This is a genomic window from Angustibacter sp. Root456 (genome assembly GCF_001426435.1).
In the GTDB taxonomy this organism is placed as follows: Bacteria; Actinomycetota; Actinomycetes; order Actinomycetales; family Angustibacteraceae; genus Angustibacter.
The window spans coordinates 1-22,254 of sequence record NZ_LMER01000020.1; the positions used below are offsets into that span (position 1 = coordinate 1).

14 protein-coding genes, 1 tRNA gene and 3 pseudogenes are annotated in these 22,254 nt (G+C 71.2%); 8 read left to right on the plus strand and 10 right to left on the minus strand.

The features are described 5' to 3' along the window. Nucleotides 1-46 precede the first annotated feature (46 nt). The 3 genes and pseudogenes from ASD06_RS20045 to ureA form a co-directional block, all read right to left on the minus strand. Nucleotides 47-1,522 carry an amidohydrolase gene (locus ASD06_RS20045; RefSeq protein WP_369853775.1) on the minus strand — a complete coding sequence of 492 codons (1,476 nt, stop codon included), beginning with the start codon at nt 1,520-1,522 and terminating at the stop codon, nt 47-49. A gap of 159 nt (nt 1,523-1,681) precedes the next feature. Continuing rightward, nucleotides 1,682-3,338, minus strand: a pseudogene (locus ASD06_RS14755) (urease subunit alpha); the annotation flags it as partial. A 53-nt stretch (nt 3,339-3,391) separates the two neighbouring features. After that, nucleotides 3,392-4,111 carry an urease subunit gamma gene (gene ureA, locus ASD06_RS14760; RefSeq protein ID WP_056679376.1) on the minus strand — a complete coding sequence of 240 codons (720 nt, stop codon included), beginning with the start codon at nt 4,109-4,111 and terminating at the stop codon, nt 3,392-3,394. Between the two features lie 116 nt (nt 4,112-4,227). On the opposite strand from ureA, the gene ASD06_RS14765 reads away from it, so the two are divergent. Continuing rightward, on the plus strand, nt 4,228-5,238 hold the full coding sequence (locus ASD06_RS14765; RefSeq protein WP_082538095.1) for a LacI family DNA-binding transcriptional regulator: 1,011 nt from the start codon (nt 4,228-4,230) through the stop codon (nt 5,236-5,238). Nucleotides 5,239-5,290: 52 nt separating this feature from the next. On the opposite strand, the gene ASD06_RS14770 is transcribed toward ASD06_RS14765, so the two are convergent. Genes ASD06_RS14770 through ASD06_RS14780 form a run of 3 tightly spaced genes read right to left on the minus strand, consistent with a single transcriptional unit; the run spans nt 5,291 to nt 7,797 of the window. Beyond that, nucleotides 5,291-6,121 carry an amino acid ABC transporter ATP-binding protein gene (locus ASD06_RS14770; RefSeq protein ID WP_082538096.1) on the minus strand — a complete coding sequence of 277 codons (831 nt, stop codon included), beginning with the start codon at nt 6,119-6,121 and terminating at the stop codon, nt 5,291-5,293. Then, on the minus strand, nt 6,118-6,942 hold the full coding sequence (locus ASD06_RS14775; RefSeq protein ID WP_200942234.1) for an amino acid ABC transporter permease: 825 nt from the start codon (nt 6,940-6,942) through the stop codon (nt 6,118-6,120). The genes ASD06_RS14770 and ASD06_RS14775 overlap by 4 nt, the downstream gene beginning before the upstream one ends. 30 nt (nt 6,943-6,972) lie before the next feature. Beyond that, complete coding sequence (locus tag ASD06_RS14780; RefSeq protein WP_200942235.1) at nt 6,973-7,797, minus strand: ABC transporter substrate-binding protein; 825 nt, start codon at nt 7,795-7,797, stop codon at nt 6,973-6,975. A gap of 282 nt (nt 7,798-8,079) precedes the next feature. On the opposite strand from ASD06_RS14780, the gene ASD06_RS14785 reads away from it, so the two are divergent. From ASD06_RS14785 to ASD06_RS20055, 5 genes and pseudogenes are all read left to right on the plus strand, one after another. Beyond that, entirely contained in the window at nt 8,080-8,844 is a 765-nt protein-coding gene (locus tag ASD06_RS14785) for a FadR/GntR family transcriptional regulator (protein ID WP_056679382.1), read from the plus strand. Beyond that, a complete protein-coding gene (locus tag ASD06_RS14790) occupies nt 8,841-10,457 on the plus strand; it encodes a gamma-glutamyltransferase family protein (protein WP_056679385.1) in 1,617 nt (538 codons plus the stop codon). Before ASD06_RS14785 ends, ASD06_RS14790 begins: the two co-directional genes overlap by 4 nt. Nucleotides 10,458-10,510: 53 nt before the next feature. Next, complete coding sequence (locus ASD06_RS14795) at nt 10,511-12,193, plus strand: L-lactate permease (protein ID WP_056679388.1); 1,683 nt, start codon at nt 10,511-10,513, stop codon at nt 12,191-12,193. 14 nt (nt 12,194-12,207) lie between these two features. After that, nucleotides 12,208-13,957, plus strand: a 1,750-nt coding sequence (locus tag ASD06_RS20050) for an aminotransferase class III-fold pyridoxal phosphate-dependent enzyme (protein WP_369853765.1), incomplete at its 3' end; no start/stop codon positions are given. 1 nt (nt 13,958) lies between these two features. Further along, a pseudogene (locus ASD06_RS20055) lies at nt 13,959-14,466 on the plus strand (aminotransferase class III-fold pyridoxal phosphate-dependent enzyme); the annotation flags it as partial. 68 nt (nt 14,467-14,534) lie between these two features. On the opposite strand, the gene ASD06_RS14805 reads toward ASD06_RS20055, so the two are convergent. Both ASD06_RS14805 and ASD06_RS14810 read right to left on the minus strand, forming a co-directional pair. Next, nucleotides 14,535-14,607 (minus strand) — tRNA-Thr (locus tag ASD06_RS14805). 97 nt (nt 14,608-14,704) lie between these two features. Then, on the minus strand, nt 14,705-15,757 hold the full coding sequence (locus tag ASD06_RS14810; RefSeq protein WP_056679390.1) for an NAD(P)-dependent alcohol dehydrogenase: 1,053 nt from the start codon (nt 15,755-15,757) through the stop codon (nt 14,705-14,707). Nucleotides 15,758-15,908: 151 nt separating this feature from the next. On the opposite strand from ASD06_RS14810, the gene ASD06_RS14815 reads away from it, so the two are divergent. Together ASD06_RS14815 and ASD06_RS14820 are read left to right on the plus strand one after the other, a co-directional pair. Beyond that, nucleotides 15,909-17,093 carry a zinc-dependent alcohol dehydrogenase gene (locus ASD06_RS14815; RefSeq protein ID WP_056679395.1) on the plus strand — a complete coding sequence of 395 codons (1,185 nt, stop codon included), beginning with the start codon at nt 15,909-15,911 and terminating at the stop codon, nt 17,091-17,093. Beyond that, entirely contained in the window at nt 17,090-17,974 is an 885-nt protein-coding gene (locus ASD06_RS14820) for an SDR family oxidoreductase (RefSeq protein ID WP_056679398.1), read from the plus strand. Before ASD06_RS14815 ends, ASD06_RS14820 begins: the two co-directional genes overlap by 4 nt. A gap of 151 nt (nt 17,975-18,125) precedes the next feature. On the opposite strand, the gene ASD06_RS14825 is transcribed toward ASD06_RS14820, so the two are convergent. After that, nucleotides 18,126-18,620: an FBP domain-containing protein gene (locus ASD06_RS14825; protein ID WP_235502358.1), complete on the minus strand. Its 495-nt coding sequence runs from the start codon at nt 18,618-18,620 to the stop codon at nt 18,126-18,128. 587 nt (nt 18,621-19,207) lie between these two features. Continuing rightward, nucleotides 19,208-22,225: pseudogene (locus tag ASD06_RS14830) on the minus strand (glycosyl hydrolase); the annotation flags it as partial. Nucleotides 22,226-22,254 lie beyond the last annotated feature (29 nt).

Below are 22,254 nucleotides of genomic sequence, written 5' to 3' on the forward strand. Positions count from 1 at the left end.
GGTGGGGGTGGGGGCGGGGTGGGGCGGGGTGGGTGGGGCGCGGTGATCAGCTGTCGGACTCGTGGACGACGCGCCCGCTGGCGACGGTCATCTCGACCCGCGCGTCGGAGACGTGACCGGACGGCACGGCGAACAGGTTGCGGTCGATGAGGGCGAGATCGGCTCGCTGACCGACCGCGAGCGAGCCGCCGTCCGCGTCGTGGTTGACGTAGGCCGACCCGGCGGTGAAGGCCGCGAGCGCCACCTGCAGCGGCAGCGCCTGCTCGGGCAGGAAGGGTGCGTTCTGCCGGTTCTCGGGGTCGACGCGTGTGACGGCCACCTCGATCTCTTCGAGTGGGTTGGCAGTGGTGACCGACCAGTCGCTGCCCATGGCGAGCGTCGCGCCGGACCGCATCAGGTCCCCGAAGGGGTACTGCAGGTCGGCGCGGTCGCGGCCGAGGAACGGCAGCGTCAGCTCTTCCATCTGGGGCTCCATCTGCGCCCAGTACGGCTGGGCGTTCACCACGACCCCGAGCTCGCGGAACCTCAGGACGTCCTCGGGCTGGACGACCTGGACGTGCGCGATGTGGTGGCGCCGGTCGCTCGCGCCGTTCGCCGCGCGAGCGCCCTGCACCGCGTCCAGGGCGTTGCGGACCGCACGGTCGCCGATGGCGTGCATGTGCACCTGGAAGCCGAGCCGGTCGAGCTCGGTGACGGCGGCGGTGAGCAGGTCGCGCTCGACGTACGAGAGCCCGTGGTTGTCGGTGTGGCCGCCACAGCCGTCGCAGTAGGGCTCCAGCAGTGCTCCGGTGTAGTTCTCCAGCACGCCGTCCGTCATGATCTTGATGGACGTGGGGTGGAAGCCGCCGCGGCCTTCGGGGTGTGACGCGCCGGCCTCGCGCTGGGTGAGGAACTCGCTGATCTGGTCGAGCTCGCGCTTGCGCTCCCACCACAGCGCACCGACGACGCGGGCGGTGAGCCCGCCGGATTCGCTGAGCGAGCGGTAGGCCTCGAGGGTGTCCGGCGTCACCCAGGCGTCCTGCCAGCCGGTGATGCCCAGCGAGTGCAGGTGCCGTTGCCCCTCGAGGATGGCCTCCTCCCAGTCCTCCCGGCTCGGCGCCGGCAGGAAGCGGTCCTGGAAGCTGTAGGCCGCGCCCTCGTGCAGCGTGCCCGTCGGCTCGCCGGTCTCGGGGTCTCGCTCGATGCGCCCGTCGGAGGGGTCCGGGGTGTCCTTGGTGATGCCGGCGACCTCGAGCGCCTTGGAGTTGGCCCAGGCCCCGTGCACGTCGCGGTTCATGATGAACACGGGCCGGTCGGGCACGATCGCGTCGAGGTCCTCCTTGCGGGGGGTGCCGCCGGGGAAGTACTCCATCGCCCAGCCGCCGCCGATGATCCAGGGCTGGTCGGGGTGGGCGGCCGCGTAGGCCGCGATGTGGTCAAGGTAGGCCTGCCGGCCCTCGAGGTCGTTGAGCCAGACGTGCAGGCGGTTGCGGCCGGCGAACGGGGCGTGGACGTGCGCGTCCTGGAAGCCGGGCACCACCATCGCGCCGGGGCGGTGCACGACGCGCGTCCGCGGGCCGACGAGGTCGGCGACGTGGGCGGCGCCGAGCGCCACGATGCGGTCGCCCCGCACGGCCACGGCATCGCTCCAGCTGCGGGCGGCGTCGGCCGTCCAGACGTCGGCGCCGGTGACCACCAGGNNAGTAGAGCCGGGACAAGGGGACGGAGTCGACGGGGTCGCTGTGCACGAGGGCGTCGTCCAGCGTCACGACGCCGTCCGGCGCGACCTGGACGTCGGCGGACGGCCGGGTGCGGTTCATCTGGGCCAGGCCGATGCCGCGGGTGCCCGTGACCGCGACCCGCCGCCGCCTGGTGGGCAGCCGGTCCTCGCCGCTGTCGCGCGCCGACCCGCTCACGAACGCGACCGACAGCTCGGCGGCGGCCCCGCCGTGCCCCCCGTACTGGGGGCCGAGGACCAGGGGCTGGGCGTCCTCGACGGCGGCGTTGGGGTCGCCCGTGACCCCCCACGCCGGGAAGCCCGCCTTGAGCACCAGCTGCGGCACCGCCCCGAAGCGCGCCGGGTCCCACAGGACGATGTCGGCCAGCTTGCCGACCTCGACCGAGCCGACCTCGTGCGACAGGCCGTGAGCGACCGCCGGGTTGATCGTCAGCTTGGCGAGGTACCGCAGGACGCGCTCGTTGTCGTGCCGCTCGTGGCCCTGGACGCCGTCCGGGTCCGCACCGCGCAGCCGCTTCATGGTGGACGCCAGGGCGAACGTGCGCCGGACGGTCTCGCCGGCGCGGCCCATGCCCTGGGCGTCGGACGACGTGATCGGGATGACTCCGAGGTCGTGCAGCACGTTCTCGGCGCCCATGGTGCGGGCCCGGATCCGGTCTCGGGTGATGGCCAGGTCACTGGGGACCTCGCACGACAGCCCGTGCACGGCCATGATCATGTCGAGGTGCTCGGCGACGGCGTCGCGACCGAACGGCAGCGTCGGGTTGGTCGAGGAGCCGATGACGTGCGGGACGCCCGCGAGGCTCAGCACGTCGGGGGTGTGGCCGCCGCCGCACCCCTCGACGTGGAACGCGTGGACGGTGCGGCCGTCGAGGGCGGCGAGCGTGTCGCGCACGAGCAGGCTCTCGTTCAGGCCGTCGGTGTGGACCGCCACCTGCACGTCGTGGTCCTCGGCGACGCGCAGGGCCGTGTCGAGGGCCCGGGCGTGGGCCCCCATGTCCTCGTGCACCTTGAAGCCGCACGCGCCACCCTCGACGAGCGCCTCGACCAGCGGCCCTGGCCGTGAGGACGAGCCGCGGGCCAGGAAGCCGATGTTGACCGGCCACGCGTCGAAGGACGCGAAGGCGGTGCGCAGCGCCCACGGGGAGTTCACGCCGACCCCCCACACCGGGCCGAACTCCTGGCCGATGATCGTCGTGACGCCGGACGACAGCGAGGCCTCCATGATGCGCGGGCTCATGGTGTGGACGTGGGTGTCGATGGCTCCGGCGGTGGCGATGAGCCCTTCACCGCTGACGATGCTGGTGCCCGTTCCGATCACCACGTCGACGCCGTCCATCGTGTCGGGGTTCCCGGCGCGACCGATTCCGCTGATCCGGCCCTGCCGCACACCGATCGAGACCTTGCGCACACCCTGCACCGCGTCGACCAGCAGCACGTTGCTGATCACCAGGTCGCAGGTGTCGCGCACTGTCGCGGCCCTCAGGTGCATCCCGTCGCGCGCGGTGCGGGCGAAGCCGGCCAGCAGCTCGTCGCCGGGCAGCTGCGCGTCGTGCTCGACCTCGATGACGAGCCCGGTGTCGGCCAGGACGACGCGGTCTCCGGTCGTCGGCCCGTAGATGCTGGAGCCGCGGTCCGCGGAGCCGCTGCCGGTGCCGCCGCGCGTCGGGGCGCTCACGGCCGCTCCCCTGGGTCCGCGCCGAGGTAGCCGCAGGCGCTGGCTCGCTCGAGCGCCCGCTCGAGGGCGCCCGGCTCGTCGAGCGGGCCGTCGACCAGTCCCGCGAAGCCGATCAGCACGCGGTCGCCGCCGAACGGCCGGAGCTGCACGACGACCTCAGCGCCCGGGTCGAAGCGCTCGACGGCGCCAGCCGGTACGGCGAGCCGGCGCCCCCAGGCCGCGGCCCGGTCGAATCGCAGCCGGGGGTTGACCTCGAAGAAGTGGAAGTGGGACGTCACGCTGATCGGCACGGGCGCCTCGTTGACGACCACCACCTCGACCAGGTCCGTCAGGCCGGCGAGGTCGGGCCGGGTCGGCTGCGCGGGGTCGTCGGCTGCGAGCACCGCGCCCGGGGAGAGCAGCGTGGAGGTGGCCGGCCCGAACGGGTCGGGCACGACGACCAGTCGGGTGCCGTCGTCGAAGACCGCCTCGACCTTCACGTCGCGGACGACGTCCGCCACACCGGGCAGCACCTCGTCCGGGCGCAGGACACCCCGCCCGCGCTCCACCGCCTCAGCCAGTCGCGCGCCGTCGCGGGCCGCCTCGGCGACGGCGTCGGCCACGAGCGCGATGGCCTCGGGCACGTTGAGCAGCAAGCCCCGCCGACGGCGCGCACGCGCGAGCTCGGCGGCGCTGAAGATCAGCAACCGGTCGCGCTCGGTGGGGGTGAGATGCATACCCGCCTTCTTTCCAGCCAGTGGCGTGGTGCTGCCGGCTGCGGGCGAGCGAACCACATACAGGAACGTTTCTGCAAGGGTCTGCGGTGATCCTTGGCGGTAGCCTTCGCGGTGTCATGGGTCGAAACGGGCGGATCAGCATCCGAGAAGTCGCGCGGGCCGCTGGGGTCTCGACGACGACGGTCTCCGACGCCTTGAGCGGGCGGGGGCGGCTGTCGCAGTCCACGCGCGACCGCGTGGCCAGCGTGGCCGCGGACCTGGGCTACACGCCCCACCCGAACGCCCGCTGGCTGCGCTCGGGCCGCACCGGTGCCCTCGGGCTCTACGTGCCGGAGAGCACCGTGGGGCTGGAGTACTACATGCGCCTCGCGCTGGGGGCGGCCGACGAGGCGTTCGCCCACGGCCTGGCCCTCACCCTGGTGCCGACCTGGCACGGGCCGACCGGGCCCTCGCTGCACCTGGACGGCGTGGTCGTCTCCGACCCGGTGCGCGGGGACCCGATGCTGGCCCGGCTGGCGGCGCTCGGGGTGCCGGTCGTCACCTGCGAGCGCGACATGACCCCGGGCGCCCAGCACGCCGCCCGCGCCCAGGGAGACCACGGTCGCGGCGCCCGCCTGCTGCTCGACCACCTCGCCGAGCAAGGAGCCCAGCGGATCGCCGTGCTCTGCCCGGGCGACGACACCTCCTTCACGGCTGACATCCGGCGCGCCCACGAGCAGTGGTGCGCGGAGCGCGGCGTGGAGCACCTGGTCTACGACGTGCCGTTCGCGGTGACGCCGGGCGACGTGGCCGCTGCCGTGCGGCGCGCCCTGTCGCGGCAGCCGTCACCGCAGGCCGTGGTCGTCGTCCCCGACGGCGGTGTGGCGCCGGCCCTGCAGGCGATCCTGGCGTCCGGGCGCCGGGTGCCCGACGACCTGCTGCTGGCCAGCTACGTCGACAGCCTCGCGCTGGCCTCGATGCCGGTGCCGATCACCGCCGTGGAGATCCACCCGCGCGAGATGGGCCACGAGGCGACCCGCCTGCTCGCTGACCTGGTCGAGGGACGCAGTGAGCCCGGCCAGGTCGTCGACGTGCCGGTGCGGCTCGTCGTCCGGCAGAGCACCTGCGTCGATCAGGCGGTCACGTGAGGTGATCGCCTGGCCGAGCCGGTAGCGCGGTCCGGCGGCTCAGTCTCCCGGCTCAGTGGGCGATCTTGGACAGGAACGCCCGCGTGCGAGGACTGTCGGCATCTGCGAACAGCTTGTCGGGCGGGCCCTGCTCGATGATGCGGCCGCCGTCGAACATGACGACCCGGTCGGCAGCGGAGCGCGCGAACGCCATCTCGTGGCTCACCACCACCATCGTCATACCGTCCTCGGCCAGCTCGCGCATCACCGCGACGACCTCGCCCACCATCTCGGGGTCGAGCGCGCTGGTGGGCTCGTCGAACAGCATGAGCGCCGGCTTCATGGCCAGCGCCCGTGCGATCGCGACGCGCTGCTGCTGTCCGCCCGAGAGCGCGGCCGGGTAGGCGGCCTCCTTGTCGGCCAGGCCGACGCGCGCGAGCAGGGCGCGGCCCTCGCTCATGGCCTGGTCCTTCGGCACCTTCAGCACCTTGGTGGGCGCGGCGACGATGTTCTGCAGCGCGGTGAGATGCGGAAACAGGTTGAAGCGCTGGAACACGAAGCCGATGGCGCGGCGACGACGGGCGATGTTGCGCGGGCTGTCCTCGACCAGCCGGTCGCCCGCCTTGCGGTAGCCGACCGACGTGCCGAGCACGCGGATCTCGCCGTCGTCGATCGACTCGAGGTGGTTCAGGCACCGCAGGAAGGTCGTCTTGCCCGACCCCGACGGCCCGATGATCACCACGGCCTCCTGCTGCTGCACCGAGAGCGAGACACCGTCCAGCACCCGGAAGTCCCCGAAGCTCTTGGTGATCCCCACTGCTTCGAGCACCGGCACGTCCACCGCGTCGGTCGCGTGGGTCGCGTCGGTCGCGTTGGTCGGCGGTTGCGTCTCGGACGCGCTCATCGGGCCCCTCCCACCAGGCGGTTGTCGCGAACGGACCCCATGAACCGGCTGCGCAGCGAGTCGGACGACGTGGCCGGCCTGATGCCCTTGTTGAACCGGTGCTCGATCCAGCGCTGGATGATCGTCCAGGCGCCGGTCAGCAGCAGGTAGTAGACCGCCGCGGCCAGGAAGATCTCGAACGTCTTGAACGTCGCGGAGTTGATCGACTGCGCGGTCAGGAACATCTCCTGCACGCCGATGACGCTGAGCAACGAGGTCGACTTCATCATCAGGTTGAACTCGTTACCGAGCGGCGGGATCGTGATGCGAAAGGCTTGCGGCAGAAGGACGACACGCATGCTCAGCGCCGGCGTCATGCCGAGCGCCTTGGCCGCCTCGCTCTGGCCGACGTCGATCGAGTCCAGGGCGGCCCGGAAGATCTCGCTCATGTAGGCGGCCTCGTTGGCAGCCAGCGTGAGGATCGCTGCCTTGATGACGCCCATGATGATCCACGGGCCGACCCTGGAGTCCTCGAACCGATAGAGCCCGGTGGCCGCGAGCCCGTTGTAGACCACGACGAGCTGCACCAGCAGCGGCGTGCCGCGCACGAGCCACACGTATCCGGCGCCCGCCGCGCGGAAGCCGGCGAACCTGCTGCGGCGCATCAGGGCGATCACGAAACCGAACACCACGCCGAGCGCCTGGGCCACCACCGAGATGTAGATGGTGCGCCACAACCCGGTCATGAACTGGCCGGACGGGTGGATGACCGCGTTCGTGAAGAACGACCAGTCGAACACCGGCTGGGTCACGGACGCGACCAGCTCGGCAGGCATCGTCATGAGATGGGGCTCCCGGGTCTGCTGGGCGGACTAGGACGACAGGGCGTCGTCCGTCAGGTTCCACTTCTTCAGGATGCTGTCGTACGTGCCGTCCTGGTGCACCGACGCGAGGGCCTTGGCGATCGCGTCGTGCAGGGCGGTGTTGCCCTTGATGGTCGCGATGCCCGTCTTGATCTGGCCGTAGGGCTTGCCGACGGTCTTGTACTCGCCTGGCTTCTGCGTCATGACGTAGCCAGCGGTCTCGACGGTGGTCCCGTAGGCGTCGACGAGCCCGACGCTCAGCTGCTGCAAGGCGTCGCTGTCCTTGGCGAACAGGCGGATGTCGACCTTCTGCTTGCCCTGCGAGGTGCAGGTCTTGCTCGCCTCCTGCAGGAAGCTGGCCACGGTGGTGCCGGTCTGCGCGGCCACCCGGTGCCCGCAGGTCGTGTCCAGGCCGCCGATGCCCTTGTCGTCGGCTGCCTTCACCATGAGCGCGCCGCTGGAGTACATGTACGGCACGAAGTCGACGACCTTCTCGCGCTCGGGCTTGATGAACAGCTGCGACAAGATGGCGTCGCACTGCTTGCCCTGCAGCGCAGGGATGATGCCGGCGAACGCGGTGTTCTTCCACGCCGCGGTCAGCCCGAGCGACTTGGCGAGCGCGTCGCCGAGCTCGATCTCAGCGCCCACCGGCTTCTGCGAGGGGTCGTAGAAGGTCAACGGGGGGGCGCTGATGTCGGCGCAGAAGGACAGCTCCCCGGCCTTCACGAGCGTGCCGTCCGGGAGGCTGCCGGCCGGTCCCGAGGCCGACGCCGTGCCCGCGGCCGAGCCGTCCTGGCCGGAGCCGCCGCAACCCGTGAGCGCGAGTCCGGCCACCAGGGCGGCTCCCAGGAGGACTGCTCCCCGCCGACGTGTCGTCGGACGGCTGAATCGACGTGGTGCCCGCATGTCCCACACCCTTCTCACAGCTCGGCAAACCGGTCGCCTGTTGGTCGGACCAATCGCGACCATTGCAGTCGGGGCTGGCGGATGTCAAGGGTCACCGCCACGGATTCCGTCGCTTAGGCGCATCTTTCGGCGGCACCTTGACAGCAAGTCGGCGCTGGCTATTCTGAATCCGTTGGTCGGACCACGAGTGATCTGGGGGTGCCTGTGGCAGTGAACTGGTCCTCCCTCGGCGAGTCCGAGCTCTCGGTGTCCGAGCGCGTGGCCGAGCAGCTGGTGCGCCTGATCGCTGACGGCCAGCTGCATCACGGCGACCGCATCCCCAGCGAGCGCGAGCTCTCGGCGCTGGTCGGTGTCTCACGCACCTCCGTGCGCGAGGCGCTGCGGCACCTGGAGATGCGCGGGATGGTCGATCGCCGCCGCGGACGGGGAACGGTGGTCGTGAGCATCGAGCGCCCCGAGCTCGGCGCGGCGATGCTCGGCAGCATGAGCGCCTCTGGCCGCGTCCTTCGCGAGGTGATGGACCTGCGCGCCGTCGTCGAGCCCCCCATCGCCGAGCGGGCGGCAGCGCGCGGCACGTCGTCCCAGATCAAGGCGCTCGGCGCCCTGGTCGACCAAGCCGAAGCACTGCAGTCCGAGGCCGAGGCCTCGGTCGAGTCGTTCATCGCGCTCGACATCGCGTTCCACACCGCGCTCGCCCGCATGACGCAGAACGAGATGCTCGAGCGGCTGTTGACCATCACGAACGAGTGGATGGGGCCCAGCCGCAACCGGACGCTGCAGACCGAACGCCGCGTGCAGCGCTCCATCGCCGCCCATCGGCAGATCTTCGACGCCGTCCGCCGACGGGACGCGCACCAGGCGAACATCATGATGACGCTCCACCTGGACGACATCCTCAAGATCATCACCAGCGATGGTCATGCCGACGCTGCCTGGACGGCGCCGACGACCGGCCACGACGAGGAGCACGCGTGACGAGCACGGAGACCAGCCCCCGGTGGGCGGTCGCGACCCCGCACGGCGCAGCGAGTGACGTGGCAGGGCAGGTGCTGCGCGGTGGAGGAAACGCCGTCGACGCAGCGCTCGCCGCTGCCGCGGCCCTGACGGTGGTGTATCCCAACCAGTGCTCGATCGGCGGCGACCAGATCGCCCTGGTGGGTCTGGCGGACGGCAGCGTCCACTGCGTGGACGGCAGCGGCGCAGCCGCTCTCGCGACCGACCTGCCCGACGTCCGGGCTCGGTACGACCAGATGCCGGTGGGCGGGTCGCTGGCCGTCACCGTCCCTGGAGTCCTGCACGCCTGGGACACGATGGCGCGGCAGTGGGGCACGCGGCGCCTCGCCGACGCGCTCGACACCGCGCGATCGATCGCGGAGGCCGGGGTGCCCGTGGCCGCCGGGCTCGCCCGCGATCTGGTCGCCGAACGTGACCGCCTGCTCGCCGACCCCGGTCTGGGCCAGCTGTTCCTGCAGGACGGCCTGCCGCTGGTCGAGGGTCACCCGTTGCGGCAGCCGGCGCTCGCCCGCACTCTGCAGCTTCTTCGCGACGAGGGCGTCTCAGCGTTCTACGGCGGCCAGGTCGGGGCTGCGGTCCTCAACACGTTGGGGCAGCAAGGTTCTGCGCTCTGCGCTGAGGACCTGCTGCGCCACCGCACGCGGGTGGTGGCGCCGCTGTCGGCGACGTTCCGCGGCCACGAGTACCTCACCGCTCCCCCGAGCAGCCAAGGCATCTTCTTCCTCGGCGGCCTGCAGGCCCTCGCCGCGCTCGAGCGCCGGCTCGGTCGACTGCTCGACCCCCTCGCTCACGACGCCGGTCTGGTCGCCCGGGTGCTCAGCACGATGGCCTGGCACCGGGACCGACTGCTGGGCGACCCCACCCAGGGTGCCGGGTTGGTCGACGAGGTCCTGTCGCCGTCCACCGCGGACGACCTGGCCGAGCGGCTGCTGTCCACCCCGACGGGCGTCGGCACCGACGTCCTGGACGCGCCGCACGCGCAGGGTCCGCGCTCGGGCGACACGGTCGCGGTGGTCGTGGCCGACGGCCGCGGCCAGTGGGTGTCACTCATCCAGAGCACGTTCCACGCCTTCGGCGCCGGGATCCTCGACCCCGAGACCGGCATCATCCTGCACAACCGGGGAGCGTCGTTCAGCCTCGATCCCCTCTCCCCGAACCGGTTGGGACCGGGCCGCGTCCCGATGCACACCCTCATGCCCGTGCTGGTGCGCCACGACGGGGAGGTGATCGGGTCGCACGGCACCATGGGTGGTCGCGCGCAGCCGCAGGTGCACACCCACGTCGCCATGCACCTGGAGGCCGGGCGCTCAGCGCAGGACGCGGTCTCGATGCCCCGGTGGATCCTCGGCGCCATGGAGGCCGGCGTGGACGGGCCCGCGCCGTCGCTGACCGTCAAGGTCGAGCAGGACGTGCCGGCACCGGCGCTCGCTGGGCTGCAGGCGGCGGGGTTCGGCGCGAGCGAGCTCCCTGCGCACGACGACGGGACCGGCCACTTCCAGGTGGTGCGCGTCGTCGACGGCGACCTGGCCTGCGCCAGCGACCCCCGAGCCGACGGCAGCGCGATCGTCGGCTGAGCGCCCGCGCTCGTCGTCCATCGCCCGGACAGCCGGAGGGGAAGTCCCGACCCGTGACCGACACCACCGTGAACCTGACGCTGTGGCTGCTCGCCGTGCTGCCCATCGTGGTCCTCGTGTCGCTGGTGGCCAGCGGGCGCCTCAAGACCGTGCCTGCCGCCGCGCTCACGCTGGCGTTGGCGCTCGTACTCGCCACCACCGCCTTCCGCGCCTCGGGGGCCGCGGTGACGTACGCGCTCGGCAAGGGGCTGTGGACCGGGCTGTGGATCCTGGGCGTCGTGTGGACGGCGCTCCTGCTGCACGCCGCGTGCCAGGCCATGGGCATGGGCTCGCTGGGCGGTCTGCTGGCGACGATCCTGCCTCGTGGCACGGAGAACGTCCTCGTCGCGGCCTGGATCTTCCCGTCGTTCGTGCAAGGGGTGGCGGGCTTCGGGACGCCGATCGTCGTGAGCGCACCGCTGCTGGTGTCCATGGGGCTGAGCAGGGTGCGCGCGGTAGCGCTGCCCCTGATCGGTTACAACTGGGCGGTCGGCTTCGGCTCGGTCGGCTCGTCGTTCTACATGGGTGCGCTGACGGCTCGACTCTCGGCGGCGGAGACGCATCAGTACGCCCTCACCGCGTCGGTCCTGCTGGGCGCCAACGCGATGCTCTCCGGGGTGCTCGTCGCCCTCATGCACGCAGGGCGCAAGGGCCTGGCTGAGGGCTGGCGGCTGATCGTCGTCGCCGGCCCGCTGATGGCGGTGACCCAGGCTCTCGTCGTCCACTTCGAGCCCGCGGTGGGCGCACTGGCCGGCGGCACGGCCGGGCTGCTGGTCGTCGCGGTGCGTGCAGTGCGCCACCACACCTCGCAGGTGCCGGGCGCCGACGACGTGCGGGAACCCGATGAGGTCACGGCGCTCGCCTCGGCGAGCGGCCATCGTCCGGCCACTTCTCCTGCTGACCAGGCCGGCGCCGCCGTCCGGCACGGCGACGCTGCGGACGAGGCGCGATCCTCCTTCGCCCAGCTCGCGCTGGTGATGCTCCCGTACGGCGTGCTCCTCGTGACGGTACTGGCGGTGCTGCTGCCCTCCGGCTCGCGTGGCTGGGTCAAGTCCCACCTGGTGTGGGGACCATCGTTCCCCGGCAGCACCACCGGACGCGGCGTGTCGACACCGGCGGTCGACTCCTACCAGGGCATCGCCCTGCTGGCGCATCCCGGCACGTTCATCCTGCTGGCCACCCTGCTCTCCGTCGGGTTCTGGATGCTCCGGGGGCGCTGGCCCCGTTCGGGTCTGCGCACGCTGGCGCCGACCTGGCTGCGGGCGGCCACGAGGTCCTCGTGGCCGGTGCTGATGCTGGCCTGTGTGGCGACCGTCATGTCGGACGCCGGCATGGTGCGGGCCATCGCGATCGGCATCTCCGAGGTCACGGGCCGGGCCTACCCGGCGCTGGCCGGGCTCGTGGGCGCCGTCGGGTCGTTCACGACGGGCAGCACCACCAGCTCGAACGCCCTCTTCGCGGGGTTGCAGGCCAATGTGGCTCACCTGATGCACGAACCAGCGAGCACGCTGCTCGCCGCGCAGCTCAGTGGCGGCAACGTCGGCAACTCCATCGCGCCCGTCGTGATCGTGATGGGGGCCGCCGCCGTAGGGGCCCGCGACAAGGTCGGCGAGATCTTCCGCGCGGTGATGGCGCCGGCCGCGGTCCTGCTGTTGGCTGTCGTTGCACTCACCGTCGCCTTCACTGTGATTCGGTAGACCCCATGGAGCCGATGGACGCCGTCTTGACGACAGCCCCACCGCGATTCTCCGAGGCGGAGGGCGCGGCCATCGGGCGCGCGTGCTTCGGTATCACGGCCGACGCCGCGGTCAGCCTCGGCAGCGAGCGTGACCAGACGTTCCTGCTGACGTCCGACCGGCGCCCAGTCGCGGTGTTGAAGGTGTCGAATGCCGCCGAGAGCACCGCCACGCTGGACATGGAAGCACTCGTCGTTCGACACATCGCGCGGGTCGACCCCTCGCTGCCGGTGGCCCGCCCCTTGATGCACCTGGCCGCCGAAGACCGCGACGACCCGCTGTCATACCGGGCGCGGACTCAGGCGGGCGACACCGATCACTGGTGCCGCGCCTATCCGGTGATCGAGGGACGGATGCGGTGCAGTCCCAGCGAGCTCACCGACCGGGCCGTCATCGCCTGGGGCGAGACCGTGGCCCGCCTGGCCAGGGCGATGCGCGGGTTCAGCCATCCGAGCGCCCACCGGCTCCTGCCCTGGGACCTGAAGTCCGTGCCGGCGGTACGCGGCATGGTCCCGGCCATCCGCGTCCCGGAGTGGAGGAACGCCGTCGAACAGACCCTCGACCGGTACGACGCCACGATCGCACCCCGTTGGGAGAGCCTGCGCCAGCAAGTCGTCCACGGGGACCTCAACGTCGACAACGCGATCGTCGACGACGACGGAACCATCACCGGGATCATCGACTTCGGCGACATGAGCCACACCGCGCTCATCACCGACCTGGCCTCGGTGATCGACTCCCTGGTGCTCGAGCGGCCCGGTGACGAGCCGTTCCGGATCGCGCGGCTGGTGCTCGACGGTTACCAGCGGATCACGCCGTTGGAGGACGACGAGCTCCTGCTGATCAGCGACGCCTGGGCAGCTCGCGCGGCAGCCGGGATCGCCATCGCGTCCTGGCGTAGCGCCGAGGGGCTGGAGGACCCGCAGTTCGCCGAGCGGGACGTCACCCGGCTCTTCGCCGTCCTGCAGCACCTGATCGACACCGGATTCGACGCAGCCGCCGAGCGGGTCAGCGGGATCAGCCCGACGCCGGCGCGCGACGAGCTGGTTCGCCGTCGGGAAGCGGCTTTCGGCCCGGCCATGGAGCCCCTGAGCTACGAGCAGCCTCTGCTGGTCTCCCACGCCACCGGCGTCTGGATGTACGACGCCGACGGTGAGCGCTTCCTCGACGCGTACAACAACGTCCCGTGCGTGGGCCACGCGCATCCGCGCGTCACCCAGGCCATCGCTCGACAGTCGCGGCTGGTCAACACGCACATGCGGTACCTGCACCCCCTGGCGGTCGAGCTCGCCGAGCGGCTGCTCGCCACCTGTCCACCTGAGCTCGACACCGTGCTGTTCGTCAACTCGGGCTCGGAGGCCAACGACCTGGCGTGGCGGCTCGCCTCTCACGTCACCGGCCGCCACGGGGCGCTCTGCACGCACTTCGCCTACCACGGCATCTCACACGCCATCGCACCCTTGTCGCCGGAGGTGCTGCGGCCCGGCCAGCAGAGCGACCACGTCGAGCGCTGGCATCCGGCCGACGCCTACCGGGGCGAGCACCTCGACGCCGCGGAGTTCGTGAAGGCACTGGGCCGCCTGGAGGCCAGAGGAGCTCCGCCGGCCGCGGTGATCCTCGACGGGGTCATGCAGAGCGACGGCGTCCAGGTGCTGTCGCCGGAGTACGTGTCCGACCTGCTCCTGCGCACGCACGAGGCAGGAGCGCTGTGGATCGCGGACGAGGNGGACTTCGTCACGCTCGGCAAACCGATGGGGAACGGGCATCCCATCGCGGCTGTCATCACGCGGCGGGAGTACCTCGCGGACTTCGCTGACGAGACCGTCATCTTCTCGACGTTCGGGGGAAACCCTGTCTCTGCCGCGGCGGGACTGGCGGTGCTCGACGTCCTCGAGGACGAGCGCGTGCTGCCGCGGGTCATGACCACGGGCGAAGCGCTTCGCGAAGCCGTCCGCGAAGCCACCCAGGACGTCGGGTGCGTCGGCGACGTCCGAGGAGTCGGGCTGGCCAACGGCATCGAGATCGTCACTGACAGGGTGACCAAGGACCCCGATCCGGTCACTGCGTCGCACCTCAAGAACGCGATGAAGCGGCACGGCGTGCTGATCGGAACCACCGGCCCTGCGGGCAACGTGCTCAAGGTGCGGCCCCCACTCGCCTTCACCGAGAGGGAGGTCCCGGTCTTCACCGCCGCGCTGGCGGCCTCACTGCGCGAGCTCGACCTGCACCCCTGAGCGCCAGCTGACCCGGCGCACTTCGGTGCCTACCCCTGCGAGCCGCCGTGGGGGCCCGGATCTACGAGAGCCGGCAGCGGGACTTGAACCCGCAACCTTCCGATTACAAGTCGGGTGCGCTACCAGTTGCGCCATGCCGGCGAAGACAGAGCCGAGTCTAGTGGCGGTCGCGACCGGCGGGGGTTCCGGGAAGTGGCCGCTCTCGCGACCACCCCCGGACCCCACCGCGGTCAGGACGTCATCGCGCGGCGTCCTCGAGCGTGCTCGTGTCGATGACGAACCGGTACCGGACGTCGGAGGCGAGCACGCGCTCGTACGCCTCGTTCACCTTGTCGGCGGGGATCACCTCGACCTCGGCCCCGATCCCCTTCTCGGCGCAGAAGTCCAGCATCTCCTGGGTGAGCGCGATGCCACCGATCATCGAACCGGCGAACGAGCGCCGGGCGCCGATGAGCGAGAAGACGTCGAGGCTCAGCGGCTCGGGCGGCGCGCCGACGTTCACCATCGTGCCGTCGACGGCCAGCAGACCCAGGTAGGCGTTGAGGTCGACCGGTGCGCTCACCGTGTTGATGATGAGGTCGAACTGGTTCGCCAGCTGCTCGAAGGTCGTCGGGTCGGACGTCGCGAAGTACGCGTCCGCCCCGAGCCGCAAGCCGTCCTCCTGCTTCTTCAGCGACTGCGACAGCACGGTGACGTGCGCGCCGAGGGCGTGCGCGATCTTGACGGCCATGTGCCCCAGACCGCCCAGGCCGACGACGGCGACCTTGCTGCCGGGGCCGGCGTCCCAGTGGCGCAGCGGCGTGTACGTCGTGATGCCGGCGCACAGCAGCGGCGCGGCGGCCGCCGAGTCGATGCCCTCCGGCACGCGCAGCACGTAGTCGGCGTCGACGACGACGTGCGTCGAGTAGCCGCCCTGCGTCGTGGTGCCGTCGCGGTCGGTGGCGGCGTAGGTGCCGACCATGCCCTTGACGCAGTACTGCTCGTCGCCGTTCTTGCAGTTCACGCACTCGCCGCACGAGTTGACCATGCAGCCCACGCCGACGCGGTCGCCGACCTGGTGCCGCGTGACGTCGCTGCCCACCTCGGTGACGACCCCCACGATCTCGTGACCCGGCACGACCGGGAAAGGCTGAGGCCCCCAGTCGCCGTTGACGGTGTGGATGTCGGAGTGGCAGATGCCGGCGTGAGTGATCTGGATGAGGACGTCGTTCGGGCCGACCTCACGGCGCTCGATCGTGGTGGGAGCCAGCGGCTCACCGGCGGCCGGTGCTGCGTACGCGTTGACGCGCATGGGTTCCTCTCGACGGGATGCGGATGGCGGAGATCACCCGTGGTGCACGAGGACTCTTCCCTCAACGGTAGAAAGTTGAAGCAGTTCCGTCAAAGCCGCACCGTTTCGGGGCAGATCGGGCACGATCGGCCAGCGCTTGTGACCCTGGGGCATGCGAGCACTCACCTGGCAGGGCAAGCGCGACGTGCAGGTCACCGACGTCCCCGACCCGCGCATCGAGCAGCCGACCGACGCCGTCATCAAGGTCACGTCCACCGCGATCTGCGGCAGCGACCTGCACCTGTACGAGGTGCTCGGGCCGTTCCTCAGCCCGGGCGACGTGCTGGGCCACGAGACCATGGGCGTCGTCGAGGAGGTCGGCTCCGACGTCCACCACATCGCACCCGGCGACCGCGTCGTCGTGCCGTTCAACATCTCGTGCGGCAGCTGCTGGATGTGCTCGCGCGGCCTGTTCGCGCAGTGCGAGACGACGCAGGTGCGCGATCAGGGCAAGGGCGCAGCGCTGTTCGGCTACACCTCGCTCTACGGCTCGGTGCCGGGCGGTCAGGCCGAGTACCTGCGCGTCCCTCAGGCGCAGTTCGGCCCAATCAAGGTGCCGGACGACGTCCCCGACGAGCGCGTGCTGTACCTCTCCGACATCCTGCCCACCGCCTGGCAGGGCGTCGCGTACGCCGACGTCCCCGAGGGCGGGACCCTCGCCGTCATCGGCCTCGGACCGGTGGGCCAGCTCGCCACACGGGTCGCGCAGCACCTCGGCGTCGAGCGCGTGATCGGCGTCGACATCGTGCCGGAGCGCCTGGCCCTGGCCGCCGCGCACGGTGTCGAGACCCTGAGCCTCGACGACGTCGACGACGTGGCAGCGGCACTCATCGACCTCACCGGTAGCCGGGGCCCCGACAGCGTGATGGAGGCCGTCGGCATGGAGGCGCACGGGTCGCCACGCGGCAAGCTCGCGCACGCGGCGGTCGGGATGCTGCCCGACGCCATCGCGAAACCGTTGGCCGACAAGGCAGCCATCGACCGGCTCGACGCACTCCACACGGCGATCAAGGCGACACGGCGCGGCGGCACGGTGTCGGTCAGCGGCGTCTACGGCGGCGAGCTCGACCCCATGCCGATGATGGAGATGTTCGACCGAGGCCTCCAGCTGCGCATGGGCCAGTGCCACGTGAAGCGCTGGATCGACGACATCCTGCCGGTCGCCCTCGCCGACGGCGACCCGCTCGGCCTCGAGTCGCTGGCCACCCACCACCTGCCGCTCGAGGAGGCCCCGCAGGGCTACGAGACGTTCCAGCACAAGGCAGATGGCTGCGTGAAGGTGGTGCTCCAGCCGTGACGGACGGCGCCGCTGGGGTCGTCCGCGACGTCGTGCTGGTGACCGGAGCCACCAGCGGCATCGGCCTGGCCGTGGCGGTCGAGGTGTCCGAGCGCGGTGGGCACCTGGCCCTCGTGGCCCGCTCGGCCGACCGGCTGCGCGACGTCGCGGCGCAGTGCCGGACGGCCGGGGCGGCGTCCGTCACGACCCACGCGGTCGACGTCACGGACGCCGAGGCGGTGCAGGCGGCGGTCGACGCGGTGGTCGACGGTCACGGCCGACTGGATGCCGTGGTGCACAGCGCAGGCGTGGTGGCCTACGGGCGCCTGGAGGAAGTGCCGGCCGAGGTGTTCGACGGCGTGGTGGGCACCAACGTGCTCGGCTCCGCGAACGTCGCGCGCGCCGTCCTGCCCGCCATGCGCGCCGCCGATCATGGCCGGCTCTACCTCGTGGGCTCGGTGATCGGCGGCATCGGCGTACCCGGCATGGGCGCCTACGTCGTGAGCAAGTGGGGTGTGCGCGCGCTGGCGCGCCAGCTGCAGCTGGAGAACCGCGACCGCCACGGCGTGCACATCACCCTGGTGCGCCCCGGCAGCGTCGACACGCCCATCTACACGCTGGCCGCGAACTACTCCGGCTTCGTCGGCGCACCACCACCGCCGGTCTACCGGCCCGCGACCGTGGCGCGGCGCATCGTCGAGTCGTTCGACAAGCCCCCGCGGGTGCTGAACGTCGGCATCGCGAACCCGTTGATGCTGCTGGGGTTCGCCCTGCTACCCGCGGTCTACGACGTGCTGGTCGGTCCACTGTTCCGGGTGCTGGGCCGCACCGGCGAGCGCGTCGGCCCGACCCCCGGCAACGTCCTCGCACCCACACCGGACGGCGAGCGCCTGCGCGGGTGAGTCAGTCGGCGTCGCTGGTGAGCGTCAGCTCGGCCCGGTGGGCGCGCAGCACGAGCTCGCCGTCCTCGAGCTGGACGGTCAGTCGGCTGTCGACGCGCAGGTTCACCTGCTAGTCATCGGTCGGTGCCGCGCCCGGCTTGAGTCGCCGCGCTCAGGTGGCCACGGCGCGGTCGACGAACGCCTCGAGCCGCTGCTGCAACCGCTCGATGCGCTGCGGCGCCGGCAGGCTCTCGCCCTGCGGCAGCTCGAGCTTGCGCAGCCCGCGGACGTTCGCCGAGCAGGCGAGGTCGGCGCACACGTAGGTGCCCACGGTGTTTCCTCCGCGACCGGCAGCGCCGGCGCGAGGGGCCACGAAGAGGTCGATCTCGGACGACGTCCGCACCGCCCAGCAGATGGCGCAGATCGACGTCCCCTTGCGTCGTCCGGAGTCCTGCGGGGCGCGCAAGGCCAGCCCAACGAGATCACCCCGGTGAGGAGCCACGAGGAAGGCGCGGCGGTCGGCGCGCGGGTCGCGCCAGCCCAGGTAGTCGAGCTGATCCCACGGCTGCGTCGCGAGGTCGGTCGGCACCGGCAGCGCCTTCAGCTGGCTGCGGGAGGTGTTGACGAACGAGGCCTTGAGCTCTTCTGGCGTTAGCGGTTCCACCACCGCAGGCCATCACGGGTGTGGCGGGCCGGGCAAGTGCTTTGCCCGGCCCACCACGGTTTCCCCCGTTCTCAGCCGGTGAAGGGCACCGTGACCTTCGAGCGGTCACCAATGCCGAGCGCGGTCGGCGTGCTGCCGATCGCGTTCCACACCTCGACCTTCACCGTGCCACCGACCAGGTCACCGAGGGCGCCCGTCGCCGACGTCAGGCCCTTGCCCTCGGTGTAGTGCTCCCAGCCGGTCACCGGGTCGGTCGCGAAGTAGTCGTAGGTCTCCACCCGGTCGAAGGTGCCGTCACCGGTGAGGTCGTACGACACCCGCACCTGCGTGCCGTCACCGACGTTGCTGCCGGCGTCGAGCCACAGGTCGAAGCTCGTCCGTCCACCCGTGTACGAGGCCGTCACGCCGCGGGTGGCGTAGACGACCGGCTGGTGCGGCGTGCCGACCCAGCTCCCGTCGGCCGCTGCGACCGACGTCGTGCCGGCGGTGCCGCTCGCGCCCGACAACCCGGTGTCGCCCTGCAGGTACATCGCCGGAGCGAAGCTCGACGAGTCCCCACCGGACGGCGGCGTGGTGACCGAGCCGCCGGTGAAGGGCAGCACCAGCTTCGAGGAGTCGCCGATGCCGAGGGTCGTGGCACCGCTGCCGATCGCGTTCCAGACCTCGATCTTCACCGTGCCGCCGGTGAGGTTCCCCAGCGTGCCGCTGGACGACCGCAGGCCCTGGGTCGACGTGTAGTGCTCCACACCGGCGACGGGGTCGGTGGCGTAGTAGCGGTAGGTCTCGACGCGGTCGAACGTGCCGTCCCCCGTGAGGTCGTACGACACCCGGGCCTGCACGCCGTTGCCCACGGCGGTGCCGGCGTCGACCACGAGGTCGAACCCGGTCGATCCGCCGTCGTACGCCGCCGTCACGCCGGTGAGGGTGAACGTCTTCGCGTTCGTCGGCGTGCCGTCGTGGTTCCCGTTCGCCTGCGCCACGGAGGCGCTCCCGCCGGGGGCTGCCGTGCCACCCAGCGCGTCACCGGCCAGCAGGTACTGCGTGCGGCTGAACGGCTCCGACGGCGGGGTGGTCGTCGTCGTGGACGTCGGCGGCGTGGTGGGAGGCGTGGTGGTGGTGGTGGTCGGGCTCGGCGTCGGGCCGGTGGGCGTAGGCGTGGCCGTGTCCGTCGGCGTCGGGCCGCCCGGCACGTCCACGCCGCCAGTGGCGCTACCACCGCTCCACGTCTGCGCGCCCTTGGCCACGGTCTTGCCGGCCGGCACGGCGAGCGTCGTGCCGTCGGAGAAGGTCACCGTGATGGGCTCGGCCGTGATGTTCGACGCGACGTAGGTGCGAGCACCGTCCTTGCTGAAAACCTTGGCCAGCGGGTGGTTCGCGGTCACCGACGTGTCGACGTTGCCCAGCGCCGCGAGGTTGCGGATCCAGTGGAAGGTGTGGGCCTTGCTCTCGCCCTCCTCACTCGTGAACGTGCTGTTGGCACGGAAGTTCTGCAGCGCCTTGTCCCCGTCTCCGAGCGCCAGGAACTCCCAGATGACGTCCTGCCAGACGGTTGGCGGCCCGCCGTTGTTGGTGACGAGCTCGTCGTAGTTCTTCAGGACGTACGCCGGGTCGTTGCCCAGGTAGAAGTGGCCGCCGGTGATCGGCAGCATGTTGATGCCCTGGATCATCTCGGGGTCGGAGGAGAACCACGTGGCGTAGGCGCCGCCGTCGCCCCACACCATGCCAACCGTCTTGTGCTTGAACGCGTCCGGGAAGTTCTGGTCGTGGACGTCGAACCAGTACTCCGAGATCGCGGCGGACTGGGTGGTCCAGATGAAGATGCCTTCGTCACGCACGGCGGTGTTGCCCGTGGCCTGACCCCACTGGATCAAGGCGTTCGCGAAGTTCATGCCCTCCGACGACGACTCCTGGTTGTTGCCCGCGAAGAACGGCGCCAGGCCGGACGCCCAGTCGTGGCCGGCGTAGATGTCGAAGTCCCGCAGGTACGGGAAGCGCGTGTCGGTGCGGTCGTAGTTGTTCGCGTCGCGGATGAGCAGGTCGACCATGCCGCCGTAGTGGTTGGTGGATGCCCAGGTGGGGTCGAACTTCGCCACCGTGGCCGCGGCCGCGACGAAGTAGCCGTAGTGGAAGTGGTGGTCGTTGAGGTCCTGGTCTGACCCGTATGACGCCGGGTAGCCGATGAGCGTGCCCCAGTTCTTGTCGTAGTAGAAGAGCTGGCTCGTCTCACCCGGGCTGGCGGTGAGCCAGTTCGTGAGCCGCTTCTTCATGGCCGCCACGGCCGCGTCGCGGACGTCGGTGATCCCGAGCTGGTCGGCGATCTCGGCGATGCGCGCCGCCCGTCCAAGGCCCTTACCGGCCCAGTAGGTGTCCTTGCCGCTGATGCCTTCCGGGTTGGCCAGCTCGTTCTTGAGGTAGCTCGTGATCGTGCTGAGGTCAGCGCCGGACGAGTCCCCGACCGCCGGCACCTCAGGCAGGACGCCGGTGTACTTCATGCTGGTCGCGAACGACGAGACGCCCGTGAGCACACGCATCTGGCCGCGCGGGGAGACGTAGCTGGGCTTGATCGGCGTCGCCGAGACGAGGCTGCGCCACTGGTGCGGGTACAGCGCCACCACGGTCTTGGTCTCGTCGCCCTCCATGGCCTTCGTGGTGAACGCGTAGGTCGTGCGCACGGTGCTCGACGCCTGGTTGTAGGCGTAGGTCATCTTCGTGCCGGTGACGTGGGCGTACGCGTACCTGCCGTACTCGGCGGCCAGCGCCGCCTTGTCCGTGGCTCCACCCGGCAGGACGGCCACCGAGAAGTAGCCCTTGCGGCCCAGGGTCGAGGTGATGCCGGCACCGCTGACGGTCCAGGTCGAGCCGGTCGGTGCGTAGGCCACGTAGTCGTGCCCGTGCACCGTGAAGCCGATCGTGGCTCCGTCGTTCAGCCACACCGTCGGCGCGGCAGCCGCCGTGATCCGCGCGTTGCCGCCCGCGATCCGGTAGTAGCTGAACGGCAGGCCGTGACCGATGGTGGCTCGCATGCTGCGTGCGCCGTCGCTCCAGTCAGCCGTGACGGTCCAGTCGGTCCAGTCGGCTGCCTTGACCACGGGCGCGGCGAGACCGGTCACGCCGACCCGGACGTCCTCGGCGTACGGGTAGTGGTACTCCCCCGTGCCCGTCGCGGTGCCGGTGATGGTCGGGGTGGTCGTGTACGAGAGCCCGAGGCCGTCGTTCTCCGCGTGAAAGGCGAGCGGGTGGGCCATGAGGTTCTCGCTCGTGGCGCAGTTGTTGCGCTTCCAGATCAGCGACGACCACCAGTCGTTGGTCGGGATCGCACCCTTCGGCGCATCGTCGGTGACGAACACGCGCGGGTCGGTGCTGACCCTGCCGCAGCCCTGGGGCAGCACACCTCCGGGCGGCAGCGTCTCGGTGTAGCTGCCCTCACCGACGGTGCTGGCCTGCGCGGTGCCGCTGACCGCCATCGCCGCGACGGTCAGCAGCCCGGCGACCAGCGTCGACGCGGCGGCTACCGCCACCGCACGAAACCGGGCGGGACGGTGGAACAGACGGATGGTTCGTGGCCCAGGACTACCTGGTGCGCTGTGGTCCCCGAGATGTGAGGTCATGCGGTCATCACCCTTGCTGTCAGGAGAAC

Bases quoted from the DNA above. Each gene is read 5' to 3' on its own strand.
- ASD06_RS14765 (WP_082538095.1), top strand. From the start codon at position 4,228: ATGGGTCGAAACGGGCGGATCAGCATCCGAGAAGTCGCGCGGGCCGCT.
- ASD06_RS14775 (WP_200942234.1), bottom strand. From the start codon at position 6,942: ATGACGATGCCTGCCGAGCTGGTCGCGTCCGTGACCCAGCCGGTGTTC.
- ASD06_RS14770 (WP_082538096.1), bottom strand. From the start codon at position 6,121: ATGAGCGCGTCCGAGACGCAACCGCCGACCAACGCGACCGACGCGACC.
- ASD06_RS14810 (WP_056679390.1), bottom strand. From the start codon at position 15,757: ATGCGCGTCAACGCGTACGCAGCACCGGCCGCCGGTGAGCCGCTGGCT.
- ASD06_RS20045 (WP_369853775.1), bottom strand. From the start codon at position 1,522: ATGGTGGTGCCCGGCTTCCAGGACGCGCACGTCCACGCCCCGTTCGCC.
- ASD06_RS14815 (WP_056679395.1), top strand. From the start codon at position 15,909: ATGCGAGCACTCACCTGGCAGGGCAAGCGCGACGTGCAGGTCACCGAC.
- ureA (WP_056679376.1), bottom strand. From the start codon at position 4,111: ATGCATCTCACCCCCACCGAGCGCGACCGGTTGCTGATCTTCAGCGCC.